Source organism: Ruminococcus sp. (genome assembly GCF_017650195.1).
Taxonomy (GTDB): Bacteria; Bacillota; Clostridia; order Oscillospirales; family Ruminococcaceae; genus Ruminococcus.
The window spans coordinates 1-16,854 of record NZ_JAGCFH010000105.1 but is presented as its reverse complement, the minus strand read 5'-3'; the positions used below and the strand labels follow the sequence as shown (position 1 = coordinate 16,854).

General features: G+C 46.8%; 15 protein-coding genes and 3 tRNA genes. 3 read left to right on the top strand and 15 right to left on the bottom strand.

Annotated features, from left to right (window positions below; all coding sequences use genetic code 11):
• Window positions 1-540: 540 nt before the first annotated feature.
• From J6U00_RS05160 to J6U00_RS05090, 15 genes are all read right to left on the bottom strand, one after another.
• Entirely contained in the window at window positions 541-1,224 is a 684-nt protein-coding gene (locus J6U00_RS05160) for a hypothetical protein (RefSeq protein ID WP_296579813.1), read from the bottom strand.
• Window positions 1,225-1,238: 14 nt separating this feature from the next.
• Window positions 1,239-2,051, bottom strand: coding sequence for a hypothetical protein (locus J6U00_RS05155; protein ID WP_296579810.1), 813 nt, complete (start codon window positions 2,049-2,051; stop codon window positions 1,239-1,241).
• Window positions 2,052-2,072: 21 nt separating this feature from the next.
• On the bottom strand, window positions 2,073-2,759 hold the full coding sequence (locus tag J6U00_RS05150) for a leucine-rich repeat domain-containing protein (RefSeq protein WP_296579807.1): 687 nt from the start codon (window positions 2,757-2,759) through the stop codon (window positions 2,073-2,075).
• 67 nt (window positions 2,760-2,826) lie between these two features.
• Window positions 2,827-4,650 (bottom strand): translational GTPase TypA, encoded by a 1,824-nt coding sequence (typA, locus tag J6U00_RS05145; protein WP_296579804.1) that lies wholly within the window; start codon window positions 4,648-4,650, stop codon window positions 2,827-2,829.
• Window positions 4,651-4,712: 62 nt separating this feature from the next.
• A complete protein-coding gene (locus J6U00_RS05140) occupies window positions 4,713-5,351 on the bottom strand; it encodes a hypothetical protein (protein WP_296579801.1) in 639 nt (212 codons plus the stop codon).
• A 40-nt stretch (window positions 5,352-5,391) separates the two neighbouring features.
• On the bottom strand, window positions 5,392-5,937 hold the full coding sequence (locus J6U00_RS05135; protein WP_296579799.1) for a hypothetical protein: 546 nt from the start codon (window positions 5,935-5,937) through the stop codon (window positions 5,392-5,394).
• A complete protein-coding gene (locus tag J6U00_RS05130) occupies window positions 5,934-6,476 on the bottom strand; it encodes a YcxB family protein (protein WP_296579796.1) in 543 nt (180 codons plus the stop codon). Before J6U00_RS05130 ends, J6U00_RS05135 begins: the two co-directional genes overlap by 4 nt.
• Window position 6,477: 1 nt before the next feature.
• Entirely contained in the window at window positions 6,478-7,002 is a 525-nt protein-coding gene (locus tag J6U00_RS05125; protein WP_296579793.1) for a hypothetical protein, read from the bottom strand.
• Entirely contained in the window at window positions 6,999-7,541 is a 543-nt protein-coding gene (locus J6U00_RS05120; protein WP_296579791.1) for a hypothetical protein, read from the bottom strand. Before J6U00_RS05120 ends, J6U00_RS05125 begins: the two co-directional genes overlap by 4 nt.
• A 160-nt stretch (window positions 7,542-7,701) precedes the next feature.
• Window positions 7,702-7,787 (bottom strand) — tRNA-Tyr (locus J6U00_RS05115).
• 34 nt (window positions 7,788-7,821) lie between these two features.
• Window positions 7,822-7,897: transfer RNA gene (locus J6U00_RS05110), tRNA-Thr, on the bottom strand.
• 62 nt (window positions 7,898-7,959) lie between these two features.
• Window positions 7,960-8,036 (bottom strand) — tRNA-Pro (locus J6U00_RS05105).
• A gap of 186 nt (window positions 8,037-8,222) precedes the next feature.
• Window positions 8,223-8,471, bottom strand: coding sequence for a YtxH domain-containing protein (locus J6U00_RS05100; RefSeq protein WP_296579789.1), 249 nt, complete (start codon window positions 8,469-8,471; stop codon window positions 8,223-8,225).
• 107 nt (window positions 8,472-8,578) lie between these two features.
• Complete coding sequence (locus J6U00_RS05095; RefSeq protein WP_296579787.1) at window positions 8,579-9,304, bottom strand: RsmE family RNA methyltransferase; 726 nt, start codon at window positions 9,302-9,304, stop codon at window positions 8,579-8,581.
• 72 nt (window positions 9,305-9,376) lie between these two features.
• On the bottom strand, window positions 9,377-10,474 hold the full coding sequence (locus J6U00_RS05090; RefSeq protein ID WP_296579785.1) for a D-alanyl-D-alanine carboxypeptidase family protein: 1,098 nt from the start codon (window positions 10,472-10,474) through the stop codon (window positions 9,377-9,379).
• Between the two features lie 330 nt (window positions 10,475-10,804).
• Between J6U00_RS05090 and J6U00_RS05085 the strand changes: the two genes are divergently transcribed.
• The 3 genes from J6U00_RS05085 to J6U00_RS05075 all read left to right on the top strand — a co-directional run.
• Window positions 10,805-12,172, top strand: coding sequence for an extracellular solute-binding protein (locus tag J6U00_RS05085; RefSeq protein WP_296579781.1), 1,368 nt, complete (start codon window positions 10,805-10,807; stop codon window positions 12,170-12,172).
• Between the two features lie 262 nt (window positions 12,173-12,434).
• On the top strand, window positions 12,435-14,996 hold the full coding sequence (locus J6U00_RS05080) for a glycoside hydrolase family 9 protein (protein ID WP_296579777.1): 2,562 nt from the start codon (window positions 12,435-12,437) through the stop codon (window positions 14,994-14,996).
• Between the two features lie 257 nt (window positions 14,997-15,253).
• Window positions 15,254-16,854, top strand: a 1,601-nt coding sequence (locus J6U00_RS05075) for a glycoside hydrolase family 9 protein (RefSeq protein WP_296579772.1), incomplete at its 3' end; no start/stop codon positions are given.

Below are 16,854 nucleotides of genomic sequence, written 5' to 3'. Positions count from 1 at the left end.
GCCGCGATCTTATGCTTTTTCATTTAACTCCCTCTTTCAAATATGTTTAATATATAAAAACAATATATCACTCTTATTCTATCATATTTCTCAAAGGAATAAAATAGGAGCATTATCCAAACTTTTATTTACGCCAAGTAATGTTTTGACAATATTATACAACCTCCCGTTTTCCCGTGTCTTTTTCATCTCAAAACAAGCTCTGCACCGCCATAAACGGCATTTTCTAACAGAAAGCAATAAGGAGCTGTAAAAAACTCAGTCTCCCAAACGAACACGGGGCCTCGTAAAGAGGCCCCAAATTTTATAGCAAAAAACAAGCTGCACAAAACTTGCGTGCAGCTGTTTTTAGTGATATAATCAAATTACGAGACGAAGAACTGCATTTTTTCTTTCTGCTTGTTCGTTATACACTGTTTCTGGGAGATCCAAGTGTTTTTAATAAATCAGAGTAAAAAATCGTTGCCCCTTCAAATTTTACTTGAAGGGGCAACAGTATTGTTTTAAGAAGCTGTTATTTTACAGCCCCTTTCTGTTATGTTAAAATACAACGTAAGGCTCTCCATCGATAGTGTATACGCAGAGAGTAACATATTCTCCTAACCTCATCTGCAACGAATAGCTGCCGCCGTCGTTTGGCTTGGAGTAGGTGCAGTTGACCATAAGAGCCTTCTTATCGCTGACGTTCGCATTGGGTACAGCCTTTTCAAGACGTGCGTCATACGCCTCCATACCTGTTACATCGGTATTCTTCATGATACCGTCAACAAGCACAAAGGTAAATGTGAAATCCGAACCAGTGTACTGCTTGATAAGTTCGTATTCCTTCTCAAGGAAATCCTGAGCGCTTTCCGAGCTGGTGGTCTCGAGCACATATTTAAGGAAATCCGGATGAAGAGCTTTTTCAAGGTATGCAGGATCCTTTTCCGAGATAGCGTAGAAGTAGTCCGCTAACTTTGCAGCCTCCGCGTCGGAAACGTATCTAGGATCGCGGTCAACTCCCAGAGGTGTATCGTAATCCTCGGGAAGCAGCTTCTGATACTCAGCGCCGTAGGGCATCTGGTCGAGATCAAGGCTTACGTTATCGTCAACATCACCGCCTGCAAGGTTAGTATCCTTCTTTGCACGCTTGTCTGCCTCACTTTCGCTGCAGGATACTGCCGCAGACAGCATTATTGCCGCCGCTGCGATTAAAGCAAACGTCCTTGATATAAACTTCTTCATATCAGAATCCCCCCTTATCCGAATGTATAATACTTGCCGTCCTTTACAGCAAATGCGATCTTGAAGCCCTGTACCATCATGGTCTCCTGACCGTAAGCATTCTCAGCCATTACATAGAAGCAGGCGTCGATGATATCATCGCACTGCTCCTTAACCTCGCTGTAATAGTCCTTGCCGAAATAGTTGCTGAGAGGTTTGAAATACTCCTCAAGGCTGTCTGTTCCATCCTCCTGCTCAGCGTTCTTTTCCACCTTGATACGGGTGATCTTGAAATCGCCGTGCATCTTGTCGGCAAGATTAGAGCACTGATTTACAAAGGAAGCCTTCATGTCGTGATCCTCGTTCTTTGCGAGAGCTGCTTCCATTTCGGGGATATACTCGGGGAAAAGGCACTTCAGATAGTTATTGTAATCCGCAGACGCAAAGGACTCAAAGTACTTCTCGAAGGTAAGCATGAGCTCCCTCGGGAAATCATCTGCGTTATAGTAAAGCTTGATGCCGCCGCTGCTGAGTCTGTAGGAGCCGAGATCGTAATCCACTGATCCCTCCTCGGGAGTTATAAGATCATCATCGACAGAACCGAGGTCCAGCTCGCTGTCGTCAACTTCTATGGAATTAACGTATTCAAGAAGCTGATCCGCATACTCCTCCTTCTGATAATTGTCGCCGGAGAACTCTGAGCCTCCTGCTGCCGACTCTGTATCTGACGTTGCAGCCGTATCAGCATAGAGCTGCACATTACTGCCTTTCTTTCCCGAACAGCCTGTAAGGCACTGTGTTCCTGCTACTGCTGCCAGCAGCACTGCTAAAAGCTTTGAATTTTTCATAAACCATTTCCTCTCATTGAATCAATTGACCGATAATTTACCCATTGCACCTGCCCAGCCGGCTGCTGCCGAACCTTCTGGTGCATATATCTTAAGATCAGGTAAGTCCTCTATTCCCCATTCGTCATAGCTGAGATCAGCGCTCAGCAATTCCAGTGATGTCAGTGATGTGCAGCCTGCGAAAGCCCCTCTTTTTATCTCTTTGACTCCGGCAGGTACCGTCAGTTCCGGAATAGCCGTACAGCCAGCAAAAGCGCCGCGCTCTACGGTGGTCAGTCCCGACGGAAGGTTTATGCTTACAAGTGCAGTACAGTCGATGAAGGCACCCTCTCCAATGACTCTTACGGTCTCCGGAAGAGTTACCGATGAAACACCCATTGCTTCAAAGGCATAAAAGCCTATCTCCGTAACAGGACTACCATCGATCTCATCGGGTATCGTCACCTCAGTGTCGCTGCCCTTATATTTGGTGATAATGACGCCGCCGTCATATATCTCATAATCATATATTTCGTTTGAAACGATATCGCGTTCTCTAACTGTTGCAAGCGGCTCGTAGGTTCCCGGCTCGGCAGTGGTATCAGCCTCTTCGGTCACCTTCTGAGTGGTCGGCGTTGAAGCGTTGTCCGCCTTGCCTGTACTCTCTCCGCAGCCCGTAAGAACTGCTGTAAGTGCCAGAAAAAATGAAACGCACAATAATCTTTTCATATTATATCTCCCAAACCTGCAAACTGTATGATTTATATGTGTTGATTTAATGAAATCTCAGCCGTTCTCATGCTTTCTTTCCTCTTTCCTTCGCCCTCTGTGTATTGCTAAGGACGCGTTTTCTAATACGAAGTGACTCCGGAGTTACTTCAAGGAGCTCGTCGTCGGCAAGAAATTCAAGGCAGTCCTCAAGGCTGAGAACTCTCGGCGGAACAAGGCGTAGAGCGTCGTCACTTCCGCTTGCACGGGTATTTGTAAGATGCTTCTTCTTGCAGACATTTACTACAAGATCCTCTGTCTTTGGAGAAGCGCCAACTACCATTCCCTCGTATACAGGAGTACCAGAGGTTATGAAGAGCTGTCCGCGCTCCTGAGCGTTGTAAAGTCCGTAGGTGACAGCCTCGCCAGTCTCGAAGGAGATGAGTGAGCCTGTGTTTCTACGCTCGATATCGCCCTTATAGGGCTGATATCCATCGAATACGTGACTCATAATGCCCTCACCCTTTGTATCTGTGAGGAACTCGCTCTTATAGCCGAAAAGTCCTCTTGCAGGGATAAGGAACTCTATACGCATACGGCTTCCCTGTGGGTGCATATCAACCATATCGCCCTTACGTGTGCCTATCTTCTCCATTACTGAACCTACACAGTCCTCAGGAACGTCGATAACAAGGCGCTCGATAGGTTCAAGCTTTCTGCCGTTCTCGTCGGTCCTATAGAGAACTCTTGGTGTGGAAACTCCCAGCTCATAGCCCTCACGGCGCATATTCTCGATAAGTATGGAAAGGTGCATCTCTCCTCTTCCGGCTACGCGAAATGCGTCAGTACTCTCTGTTTCTTCAACGCGAAGAGAAACATCCTTGAGGAGCTCCCTGAAAAGTCTCTCGCGGAGCTGACGGGAGGTAACGAACTTGCCCTCACGTCCTGCGAAGGGGCTGTCGTTTACGGAAAATGTCATTTCCACAGTAGGCTCGCTTATTTTTACGAAGGGAAGCGGATCGGGAGTATCTGTAGCACAGATAGTATCACCGATAGTGATATTTTCGATACCAGATATCCACACAATATCGCCGACCTGTGCCTCCTGTACGGGAACACGGTTGAGTCCCTGTATCTGCAGAAGAGAAACTATCTTTGCGTTGTAGTTCTTCTTTGAGCCTGTATAGTCACAGACAGTTACCTGCTGGTTGACTGCTATCTTGCCTCTTACGATACGTCCGATACCGATACGTCCAACGTACTCGTTGTAGTCGATAGAGGATATGAGCATCTGTAGAGGATCATTCTCCTCACCCTTCGGTGGCTCGATGTAGTTGATGATAGTATCAAAGAGAGGCTTTAAGTCTGTACCAGCCTCGTACTGACTGAGTGAAGCCGTTCCGCTTCTTCCCGAGCAGAAGAGCAGCGGACTTTCAAGCTGTTCTTCGTTAGCGTCAAGGTCGAGGAGGAGTTCCAGCACCTCATCGCCTATCTCGTCAAGACGAGCGTCGGGACGATCTATCTTGTTAACTACTATTATTATCTTATGTCCCATTTCAAGCGCCTTTGAAAGCACGAAACGTGTCTGTGGCATGGGTCCCTCAGCTGCGTCTACCAGCAGCAGAACGCCGTCCACCATTTCCAACACACGCTCAACCTCGCCGCCGAAATCGGCATGACCAGGAGTGTCAATGATGTTTATTTTTGTTCCGTTGTACATTACTGAGGTATTCTTCGCAAGTATAGTGATACCTCTTTCCCTCTCAAGGTCGTTCGAGTCCATTACTCGCTCGGCTACTGCCTGATTCTCGCGGAAAACGCCGCCCTGCTTGAGCATCTCGTCAACGAGTGTGGTCTTGCCGTGGTCAACGTGAGCGATAATAGCAATGTTTCTTAAGTCTTCTCTAATCATATTTTCTTTCCTCCAAGTTGTATTTACCTTTATCTTTATATGTTAACGGTTTTCACCGGTTTTTACATGAGAAATTCCAGACGGGAACGAAGCTCGTCCATATTTGTGAAGCTGAGGGGAATATACAGCGTTTTCCTGCGCGTCGGCACCAGAGCTGCGCTCCTGTTCACAGCAGTAAGCTGTGCCGTAACCTTAAGGAACTCCCTTCCCTCATCAATCGAAAAGACCTTGTCTATAATACTTCCGCTGTATTCTGCCACCGGTCTGCTGCATACAAAGCCGTCCACATAAGATGTCGTCGGAATCCTTTTCAGATTTTTCATGATGCGGTTTGCGCGTGCAAGACTGCCGCCGATGAGTATACTGTACTTCTCACCAAAAAGCGTATCGTTGGTGCAGGCTTTTATAACGTCTATCTGATATACCTCGTCATCGTTTATCACATACGCCATGAAATAGCCTGAATCCTTCATTTTTCTTCTGACTCTCAGCACCAGCAGAAGAACAATAAGAACAGGTATCAGTATCAATATGAAGCCTGCATTAATATCACTGTCAGAAATTGAAATAGAGCCATATGCAAAAAGTCCGGCAAATAATATCAATACCGACAGCACTAAAGTAAGAGCTGTCCCGGAGGACATCTTTTTCTGATATGAAACATCTAGCCTGTCAGCATCATCAATCCTGCAAATAGTCATAGTTTTCTCCTTTTAATATTTGTTATCCGCACCTGCCGCGTCATTTCGCTATATGCTTTTCTCCAAGCTTTTCCCGGAGCAGAGCCATAAGCTGATCGGCAGTACCACAGGTGATCTCGGAAAGGCGGAAGGTCGTATCGTCATCAGGAGACCTTAAACATATAAAATCCCTGTATGTTATCATCCGATCCACCGCAGAATAACTGTATCTTCCCTCGAAGGAAACGCCTTTTTCATCGTAATAGCTGACGGTGTAGCCGTCCTCCTCAAAAGTGAGGAACTTATGAATTAAATCGACTTTTCTTTTAATGGTTGCCCAGCCCTTTATCAGAAATACAATGCGCAGTATCATCTCGATACCCATGATAAAGCAAGCTGCACCGCAGAAAATATACACCGCAGGAATGGAACTGAACATATTATATTTATTCCTGAACGCACTTCTCAGGAAATTTACGCAAATAAGAAAGCATACCGCTGTCAGAGCTATATAAACTATGAGCATCAGCCAATGTCGAAAAGTGAATATCATACGAAGCGATGCCCTGAAATTTTCTTTTGTGCCCCGCACATCAGCTTTTATCATATATTCACGCTCCTTTTGTCAGAGAAACGGCTGCCGAGCTTTTCATCAAGCATTGCTCCGAGCTCATATACATTTCCCTCTGTCAGTTCGGATTTGTGTATGATAAAAGCTCTTCCTTTATCTATAAATATAAAGAAGTAATTCATCGTCTCAACTGCATGGTGCAGGCTACTGTATGGAAAAATCTTATTTACGGTGAAATTCTCTCCCGTTTTCTGTTCATCAAGAAAGTCATCCGCGAATGAGAAGTCCATAACGAAATCATACGATGGAAGCTTCATTTTTCCGCAGTCCTCTTTCAGTATCTTGATTACATCCTTTGCAGTCCACAATGCAAACAAAGCGCTGCACACTATCAGGAACGTAACCTCTTTTCCCGGATATTTCCGTGAATAATAAAGCAGATATATCATTGCGGATAAACTGCCGGCAAACCACAGGCAGTCGCTTATGATATTTTTCAATATATAGGGTAGCTTAGTAAGAGCATACAGTGCTCTGAGATGATGCTGCTGGTATTTTACTCTTGCTCTTACCATTTCACTTTACCTTGTATTTTTTGCCAAGCTTTTCGCGAAGAATAGCCGACAACTGCTGAGGAGTCCCCTGTGTAAAACTGTTCTCGTGAAAGGCTATGCCCGCGCCTGTGCCGAATATCACCACGAACCACCCCTCCCTATACACAGCCTTTTGCAGTGCGCTGTAGCTCTGCTCGAATCGGGAACTTATACCTGTGCCCTCAGCGGTAAAAATGCAGTCCGCATCAGTGAAGGTGTAAGTATACTTAAGGTCGAGGGCGTTCTTCTTTACTATTCTTGCTCTCTTTGCAGGATAACGGAGTATCCTTGCAAGGAATATGAGCGTCGCAGAGAGCATTACGGCGCCGGTCACAACAAACAGTATATCTCCGTCGCCATGCTTATAATATATGATGCTGAGTATCAGCGTTGTAAGTATTATCAGCAGTAAAACTGCAAATGCCGCTACAGTCCGCTTCGGCGGAGAAGTCACGCTGTAAAGTCTAACAATACTTTCCTTTGAGGGTTTTGCCTTCACAACTATCAAAGCAAGCCCTCCTTTACGGTATATCTGTTTCCGAGGGTGTCACTGAGAAATTTCCTCAAATCGTCGGCATTACCCTCTGTGATATCCGTATCCGAGAAGAATATACTGCCTCCCTCACTTATATTCAGCTTGAAATAGCCCATAGTCTCACGAGCTGACACCAGCCGCGAAATACTGTAAACACTGTGGTTTTTTGAGCTGTCCGATGATGCTCTGAGCTCTATGTTTTCTCCTCCCACGGTCACCTCATAGTTAAGGCCTGGGTAGAATGAGGAAAGTTTTCGGAATGATCTGACAGGGCTCATTGTCATAAGCTTTAGTGCGCTTCCGATAAATATTCCCAGAAATATGGAAAGATAAAGTACGAGGTCAAGGGTGAGCTTATGCCTGCCGAATACAGATATCACTACTGCAAATGACATGATTACGAACTCAACAGCACCTAAGACGGCAAGCAGACGGTAGAATCTGTACTGAAGAGATGTTCTGACTTCTACTGAGTGTACTTTTATGTCGTATTTCACATTCGCTTTTACCATGATTACCTCCTACATTCTTTATACTTTTATAAACATTAATGCTATATTTCCGTGCAAATCATCTTTTTTTCCGGACATAAAAAAGCCCTTGCAGAGATATTGCAAGGTCAGGTGCAGTGGCTCAAACAAAAACAGCCCCGAAAAATTTTCGGGGCGTTTCTGGTGGGAGAGGATGGATTCGGACCATCGAAGCTGAAAAGCAACAGATTTACAGTCTGCCCCCTTTGGCCACTCGGGAACTCTCCCATAAGAATGATTATTTTGTCACAGGACAAAATAATGGAGCTGGTGGACGGACTCGAACCCCCGACCTGCTGATTACAAATCAGCTGCTCTACCAACTGAGCTACACCAGCGCTAATGCTTAATTATTATATCACATTCGCTACTGCTTGTCAAGTACTTTTTTAATTTTTATTGGTCGAGGCGACAGGACTCGAACCTGCGGCATCTTGCTCCCAAAGCAAGCACTCTACCAAACTGAGCTACGCCTCGGATCCACATTCTTCGCCAAGTCCTTGACGGACAGCTTTTATATTATACCAGAACAGGTCATGAATGTCAAGTACGAATCATACGATTTGTAACTTCACACAATAATATATCAAAGTTTCCATATTTTTTTGCCGCGGCATATAAAAACAAAAGGGAGCATTATGCTCCCTTACGATATACTCAGAATCAAGCTTCGTCCTCGTCAGCCTTGTCAGCGTCCTCGGCATCTTCATCAGCGTTGTCCTTTGTCTCTTCAGCAGCGTCACCGCTTACCTCGAAATCAACGCTCTCGTCTGTATCGAAGTTATCGAAATCATCGTAATCATCATCGTCATAATCAGAATCCGAACTCTTATCCTTGAGAGCCTGTGCAGCGACATATCCTACAGCAGCTGCTGCGCCTGCAGCTAAAATTGCAACTAAAAACTTATTCATATCAATTTCCTCTTTTCTCCGCAAGAATTAGTATTACCGACCCGCTTGCGATCGGACTCCGATAATCTATAAATATTATATCATACCTTTTTTGAAATTTCAACTCTTTACATATTATTTGTTAAAAACATCAAAATTGAAAGGGCTGTTATTGGTGCAGTTTCACAACGCAGAATTCTCCTGCCCAGCCACACCTGTTTTGCGCCTATTTTTACGGCTGCTTCCGCCTCCTCGCGGTCGAAGCCACCCTCGCTCCCGATGAAGACACCGACAGTTTTCACACTGTCAAAACCCACCTCATTGAAGGAGCAGCCCCCCTCCTCCTCGTACAGGAGAACAGTCCTGTCCAGCTCCTTCATCATGTCAAGAGCTTCTCCAAGGCTCACCATATCTGTTACCTCAGGGACGATGCCCCTTCCCGACTGCTTTGCGGCTTCTTCTGCTATCTTGTTCAACCTTGGCAGCTTCTTCCGTTCAAAGTCCTTCGAATCGGGCCGGGATATACACCTTCTCGTCATCACCGGCACTATTCTGGAAACTCCCAGTTCCACGCTTTTCTGTATGATATATTCCAGCTTGTCCAGCTTCGGGACAGCTTGAAAAAGAGTGACCTCGATATCCGGCTCTGCCGCGCACCTATGCTTCTCCGCGAGGTCGAGGTACACGGTATCAGCAGTTATACTGCCGATAGTGCAGCGGTAGTCCGTACCGTTGCAGCAGACTGTTACCTCCTCGCCCGGTCTCATACGCAGGGAACGTCCTATGTGGTTTGCATCGCTTCCTGTCAGTACTATATTGTTCTCATCTATCTCATTGGTAAAAAATCTTGGCATACCGCACCGCCTTTTCCTTCTTAAATTATATCAAAATCCCCTGTCTGCCGACAGGGGCTGCCTTTTCGTTCATCATGCCACGCCGAGGTACTCTTCGAGACATACTCCGCTTTTGTATATCCTTTCAGCGACGGTGGAGCCAACATATCTTATGTGCCACGGCTGATACTGATAGCCCGTAATATTGTCCTTGCCCAAAGGATATCGGATTATGAACCCGTACTCGTGGGCATGCTGTGCAAGCCACGCAGCCTCAGCAGTATACCCAAAGGCGGAGTCTGCGGTATTGCAGTCTATGCTGAGACCGGTCTGACTCTCGGCATGACCGGGACGGGCAGAAAAGGTGTCAGCCAAGGACTCGCCATACTTTTCGACATCACCGTTATATATCTTCTCCTGATCCTTGTAGGCTATATACCCCGAGCCAAGGTATATTTTCAATCCCTCCTTAGCAGCTGCTGAAGAGAGCTGACTGAACTGCTGATAGCAAAGCTCGTTCATCTTTGGAGCGTAGGTCGCAGGAAGACCGTACTCTTTGTTCACGATAAGAATCCCGTTAACATAAGTAAGCCCCTCTGTATCATCTACAGAAGGGGCAGGAGCCTCAGCCCTGTTTGACTGAGGCGAAGTTGAATTGTTATCTGTACTGTCGCCGCGGACAGTTACCTTTATCTGCACTTCCTGACTGGGATCTGCCGCAGATTTCAGTGTCACAGAGCATACTCCGGGCGAGACGCCGGTGATATGACCGTAAGAATCAACAGTAGCTATACTCGGATCGCTGGAGGACCATCTCTCGTCCGCTTCATACGTGCCGTCAGGATATTCAAGTACTCTCGGCATATCCTTTTCGCCTACGCTGATGTACACAGCCTGCTTGTCAAGCTTGAAATCGCTCTTGTTTTCAGGAACTGTAAGCGCCGTAGTGGTAACAGCCGTAGTAGTTACCGAAGGATCGGTAGTAGTTGTTGTGGTGGTTATGGTCGTGTCGTTCTTGCTCTTGGAACCAGTCTTTGTATCAGACTTCTTTTTGCAGGCATTAGCGATGAGCACGACAAAAAGAAGCACAAGAAACGCTATTATCGCAAGCGCTACAAGCCTTCTGTTTCTGTATGTCCTGCGGGATACTCTTCTGCGGGGACGGTTGGAACTGTATCTGTTGTCATCCATTATGATAAATCCCTTTCTGTATTGATCGGGCAGACTGCTACCCGTTGTTATTAAAACTTCCTTAATATTATATCACAGGAATTTTAAAATGTCACGCGATTTTGCACAGATTCCGCAATTTTTTACCAAGTTGACATATAACGTACTCCGTTTTTGGCATTTTTCACCAAAGACTCTACTAAAAAAGTATTTTAATGTCGGTAAAGCTCCGTGTTACGGGGACAAAGTATATGTCAGTCTCCATACCATCCTTGACAGGTGGGAACGAAACGGGTATAATAGTTAAAGACTGAGCTGCGGTAACCGCAGCTTCCGAAAGGAGCTATTATAATGACAAATCCCTGGAGAGTCCCAGCGGCTCTCATAGCTTCTGTGACTGTTCTTTCATGTGCAGTCTCATGCAGCAAAAAGAACAAAAACAACATGCCTGACGTATCCGAGCCGGAAAGCACGGCAGCTGCTGAAAGTACCGCTCCTGCAGCCGATCCCCATGATGCCGAGATAACATGGCTGGCAGACTATGACCTCAACGATCCCGGCTACGAGCGCCCTGCAGCTCTCGCTATCTATGAGGACATATACGGCGGAAGGATAAATTATGTACAGACTACCCCGGACAACAAGCTCTCTAAACTTGCGGAGATGATAAATGCCGGTGAAGAGGTGGATATGTTCCCCTACGAGGACGGAACTTTCCCGGAAGGCGTATGCCGAGACCTCTTCCAGCCTCTCGACCCCTACTATGACCAGCTTGGCATGAACGAGGGTATCTGGGACGATATGTCAGAGGTGATAGATATGTTCGCCTACAAGGGTGAACACTATGTTGTGCCATACTCTCTTTCTGAGCCATATCTCCTCACCTACAGTAGAAAGCTAATGCAGTCCGAGGGCATAGATGACCCCTACACCCTATACAAGGATGGCAAATGGGACTGGAACGCTATGCTGGATATGATAAACAAGTTCTCCGGAAGTGAGACGTCTGCGCACCATTTTGGCATAAGCGGCTTCTATGGAGAGGCGATACTATCCTCTACAGGCAGCACAGTTATCGGCTTCGATGGCAACAGCCTAAAAAACAATATAGGCGATCCCAAGATAGAGAGTGCTGAATCCTTCATGCAGGATATTCGTTCAAGGTGGCTGTATAACAGCAACTGGAGCGACATGTTCCTGAGCGATCAGAACACTCTGTTCTATGCCTCAAGGGACTGGTCCCTGCCTATATCCGACAAGTACAACCGTGATCTGGATATAATGGTTGTGCCCTTCCCGAAAATGCCCGGCGCAGACAAGAACTATATCAATTGCAAGGCAAATGCACGTATGCTGGTCAAGACTTCTACAAAGGGCAAGGCTGTAGCCACATATCTTAAATGCGAACGTCTTGCGGTGACAGAGCTTAAGGACTCCGCAAAGGAAAGGTCTCTGAAGGAGATAACCGAAGAGCAGTACAACGCTATACATGAATTCCTCGACCCGTCAAAGGTCACTCCCGTTTTCGATCTCGGCTACGGAATGAGTGAAAAAATGTACGGCAACGGCAACTACACCTTTGAAACACGCGGCGTAATGAACAATATAACCTCTGCTCTCCTTGAGGGCGGCGCTCCCGTAGGATCATGGGGCGAACTCAGGGACAGAATGTCTCCCATTATCGACGAAGAGCTGACAAAATACAACGATCAACAATAATGAAGCGGCTTTACCGCTTAGATGCGGGGCGTACTGAGTGCGCCCCGCATAGTCATATCAAGAATAGGGCTGCCTGCTGCAGCCCTATTCTTATCCCCTGACTGGTATATCGCACAAATGATATACGACGTTTTTGATGTATCCCACAAAGATTTGCCGCTTTGTGCGTAATTACATAAAATATTCACAAAATCTGTAAAAAATATGTTATAATATATTATAGAAGTTTATACTTCTATAAAGTATGAGAGGGGTGTTTGAAATGAAGCATTCAAACATTATTGGGAGAAAGATCATGTCAGCAGTAGTTTCGGCTGCCATTGCTGCAGCTTCTGCAATATCGGCAGTACCAGTTATGACTGTAAGCGCTGCAGATAACAATTATTACGAGGCTTTAGCAATGTCGCTGTATATGTACGATGCAAATGCCTGCGGAAAGGGCATAACTGACGGCCCCCTCACATGGAGGGGCGACTGCCATACATACGACGCACAGGCATCTGTCGGCGAACTTGACGGTTCACTGAAGTCCGCCGTCGATCCCGACGGTGACGGAAAGGTCGATGTATCAGGCGGTTTCCACGACGCAGGCGACCATATAAAATTCAATCTCACTATCGGCTTCGGCATAAGCAGTCTTGCTATGTCAGATTACCTCAACCCTGGAGTATACGAAAAAGCAGGCTGCAAGGATCACCTTATTTACGAGCTGAAATGGGGAGCCGATTACCTGATGAAAACTACATTCCTCGATAATTCAGGAAATGTTGCTGCTATAGCTCATGTCGTGGCAAACGGAGTAGAAGACCATGCTATATGGTCGGCTCCCGAGGTGCAGACCTACGCAAGACCAATATACTGGCTGACCGCAAATAAGAACAATTCCGCAGTATGCTGTGAAATGGCAGCAGGACTTGCCGGAACAGCCTATGTTGTAAAAGAGAGCGACCCAGACTACTCAGCAAAGTGTCTCAAATATGCAAAGGCTCTTCTTGAATTCGGTCAGAAGCACGTAGGCAACGAAGGCGGAGGTCTCTCCGATTACTATGGCACAGAGGCTCAGTATCAGGACGAGGAGGCTCTCGCTCAGGCGTGGCTTTGGATAAACGATGCAGGCAGCAAACCTACAAGAGTTCCCAAGAACAAGGACTACGGCAACAGCCAGTACGACGGCTGGGTATACTGCTGGAACAAGGTATGGCAGGGCTATTCAGCTATGATGTATAAGGCTACTGACGATCAGACTTTCGCAGACGAACTCAAAGTAGAGCTGCAAAGTCAGGGTGACCTAAAGGTCGGCACATACAACGCCGACGGCTGGGGCGCTTCACGTTACAACTGCGCCAAGCAAATGGACGCCCTCGCTCTTGCAAAGGGCGACCCGGACGCAGAATACGCTAAGGCTGCAAAGTACCAGATGGATCATATCCTCGGCGATAACAGCCTCGGATACAGTTTTCTTCTCGGATACGGAACAAAATGGCCGGTACATATACACCACCGCGCAGCTAATCCCGGCACGGACGCTAACGGCGCTTCGTCCAATCCCTCTGCAAAGTACACAGCTTACGGTCTCCTCGTAGGCGGCGATGACATGAGCGGATATCAGGATCAGACTGACAAATACCAGTACACTGAGGGTGCTCTAGACTACAACGGCTGCTTCGCAATAGCCTGTGCAGGCATAGCGAATCTCTACGGCGGAGACGCCTCTGCCATGGACGCTCTTGCAAAGAGCGCAAGCGAAATAAACGAGAGCTTCAAATTCGGAAACGGCAAGAACAATAACACAACTACCGAAACCGCCACCGTAACGACTACCACCACATCAGTCACCTCATCAAGCGTCACCACAACTGTCACTACTACGGAAGCTCCGCTGATAACCATCACACTGATGCCCGAACTGATCGTGCAGGAGGTCATTTCATATCCTTCAAAAACAGTCTATACCACAGGCGAGGAGCTTGACCTCTCAGGTGTGTCAGTAAAGGCACGCTACGAGACGCGCTGGTTCGAGGCAGAAGGAAGCAGAGCAGGTACAATGTACAGTGATTCCAAGATATACGAAAATATCACACTCTATCCCGAAAATGCAATAATAAGAAAAGACAAAAGCACATGGCTGTACGGAAACAAGTTTAGCACTCTTGAACCCGGAGACTATACGGTAGAATACACTAGTGATGCCTCGACCTCGAAAGGTGAAAGGATAAGGTTCAACAGTTTCAGGTTCCCCATAACATTAAAGGCTGACAGCGGGATACCACAGTATTCCGATGTTATAACCGTAAAGGACAAGGAAACCGGTGAGCTCATAAACAACGCCACACTGACATTCTCAACACATATTGTTTATGAGATAGACGGACGCGAAGTTTTCACAGGTCCGGTATACAGGTATAATACAGCAGATGCTAACCCTGTAATATACAACTATGCAAAGTACAAAGACGCAAAGAGCCACTCTATCAGCGATATTTTTGCAGAGGCTGACGGATATACCTTCGTCGAAGTCATGGAAGACATCAGGGACGGGGGTACTCCGAATGTTACGTATTTGGACGTACTGATGGTCAAGGGAAATGCCGCTATCAAAGGCGATACCAATCTTGACGGTCAGGTGGATATGGCTGACGCAGTGCTCATAATGCAGTCGCTGGCAAATCCCAATAAATACGGTGTGAACGGCACCGATGAAAAACATATCACCCAACAGGGTATAGACAACGGGGACGCAGACGGAAACGGTCTGACAAACAATGACGCACAGGCTATACAAAAGCTGCTACTCGGTCTTATCAAATCTTTAACGACTACATAATCCCCATTTGTTTCCGCGCAAAGCACGCCTTTGCGCGGATTTCCTTTTGTTAATATACTTACAGGATATTTATGGTGATAATATACAATATCATAAGGCGTTTTTTGCGCACTATGCTGAAATTGCTCTTTTTAGCACGCATTTCACCAAATTGTAATATTTCTGTTACTGTTTTGTAACCAATTTTTTCCCTAAACCCTGTATAATGTATTTTGAGGCATATTATAGGCAAAAAATTTTGAAAGAAGAGTGATAACATGATAAAATTCAACAGGCTGAAATCAGCCATCATAAGCAGCGCAGTAGCTGTTTCTGCATTTGTATCACCTCTGTCCGCAGTGGTGACTCCCTCTCTCATATCAAATGCAGCAGACGGTGACAACTACGCTAAACTTCTTCAGTATTCCCTCTATTTCTATGACGCAAATATGTGCGGCAACAATTCGGACTGCGCTCTCTCATGGAGAGGTAACTGCCATATGGACGATGAGGTTCCCGGCGGTTTCCACGACGCAGGTGACCATGTATGGTTCGGTCAGCCCGAAGGCTATACAGCTTCTACTCTCGGCTGGGCTTACTACGAATTCAAGGACGCATTCGACTCAACAGGTCAGACAGCTCATCTTAAGGTCATAACAGACCGTTTCGCAAAATTCATGCGTGACGCTACAGTTCTAAACGGCAACAACGTATCTAAGGTTCTTATTGAAAAGGGCGAAGGAAACTCCGACCACGATTACTGGGGCCCCCCTGAGACACAAAACGGCAGCAGACGTATGCTCTGGTCAACAGGCGGCGCCGCTAACGTTACCGCTGAATATGCAGCAGCTCTCGCAGCTAACTATGTAAACTTCGGCAACGAAGAAGACCTCAAGTACGCTAAGGCTCTTTACAGCTTCTCAAAGCAGAATCCCGCAACTTACTCATGTGAATTCTACGGCAGCGGCGAAAGCGGCTCCGCAGACGAGCTCGCATGGGCAGCAGGCTGGCTCTACATCGCAACAAAGGACGACCAGTACAAGAACGATCTTAACAACTGCCCCGAGGGCTGGTGGGTCATGAACTGGGAGAATGTTGCTACAGGTGCTTCTATACTTAAGGGTGAGATCACCGGAGACTGGGGTGGAGTTCACGACCTCGGCGGCGGTGACGGCTACAAGTTCTACGACAAGTGGGGCTCGGCAAGACACAATGCTACAGCTCAGATGTGCTCGCTTATAGCTTCAAAGTACAGCAAGGCAGATCCTTCATGGGCTAAGGGTCAGATGCAGTACCTCACAGGTGACAGAGCATTCGCAAATGGTCAGTCTTACTGTCTCGTATGCGGATTTAAGTCCAATTCTTCAAAGAATCCTCACCACAGAGCAGCTTCAGGAACAAACAGTGCAGCTCCCGAGAATGACGGCGTTCAGAACCAGAACGTTCTCGTAGGCGCTCTCTGCGGCGGTCCTGTAGACGCAAACGGTACTTATACAGATGTTCGTTCAGACTATGTCGGCAACGAAGTTGCCTGCGACTATAATGCAGGCTTCGTTGGTGCGGCAGCAGGTCTCTACCACTTCTACAAGTCAGGCTCTATCGAAACCAATATCCCCGGTGTTACAAAGATCTACAATGGAAGCGGTTCAAGCAGCACCGATAACACAACAACTTCTACCACCGTTACAACTTACGGCGGTAATAATGACAATACAACGACCACAACAGTTACCACCTACGGCGGCGGCAGCTCTTCAAGCGGAGATGACGTTGTTCTCGAAGGCTCAAGCCTCAATGCAAAGAAGGAAGAGAGCACTACAGACGGCGCTATCAACAATGTTGCAGAGTTCCCGCACAACGGCGCTAAATCACTCACAAT

Coding starts and splice junctions, on each gene's coding strand:
- J6U00_RS05140 (WP_296579801.1), bottom strand. CDS start 5,351: ATGACTATTTGCAGGATTGATGATGCTGACAGGCTAGATGTTTCATAT.
- J6U00_RS05095 (WP_296579787.1), bottom strand. CDS start 9,304: ATGCCAAGATTTTTTACCAATGAGATAGATGAGAACAATATAGTACTG.
- J6U00_RS05090 (WP_296579785.1), bottom strand. CDS start 10,474: ATGGATGACAACAGATACAGTTCCAACCGTCCCCGCAGAAGAGTATCC.
- J6U00_RS05085 (WP_296579781.1), top strand. CDS start 10,805: ATGACAAATCCCTGGAGAGTCCCAGCGGCTCTCATAGCTTCTGTGACT.
- typA (WP_296579804.1), bottom strand. CDS start 4,650: ATGATTAGAGAAGACTTAAGAAACATTGCTATTATCGCTCACGTTGAC.
- J6U00_RS05160 (WP_296579813.1), bottom strand. CDS start 1,224: ATGAAGAAGTTTATATCAAGGACGTTTGCTTTAATCGCAGCGGCGGCA.
- J6U00_RS05120 (WP_296579791.1), bottom strand. CDS start 7,541: ATGGTAAAAGCGAATGTGAAATACGACATAAAAGTACACTCAGTAGAA.
- J6U00_RS05080 (WP_296579777.1), top strand. CDS start 12,435: ATGAAGCATTCAAACATTATTGGGAGAAAGATCATGTCAGCAGTAGTT.
- J6U00_RS05150 (WP_296579807.1), bottom strand. CDS start 2,759: ATGAAAAGATTATTGTGCGTTTCATTTTTTCTGGCACTTACAGCAGTT.
- J6U00_RS05130 (WP_296579796.1), bottom strand. CDS start 6,476: ATGGTAAGAGCAAGAGTAAAATACCAGCAGCATCATCTCAGAGCACTG.
- J6U00_RS05100 (WP_296579789.1), bottom strand. CDS start 8,471: ATGAATAAGTTTTTAGTTGCAATTTTAGCTGCAGGCGCAGCAGCTGCT.
- J6U00_RS05155 (WP_296579810.1), bottom strand. CDS start 2,051: ATGAAAAATTCAAAGCTTTTAGCAGTGCTGCTGGCAGCAGTAGCAGGA.
- J6U00_RS05135 (WP_296579799.1), bottom strand. CDS start 5,937: ATGATAAAAGCTGATGTGCGGGGCACAAAAGAAAATTTCAGGGCATCG.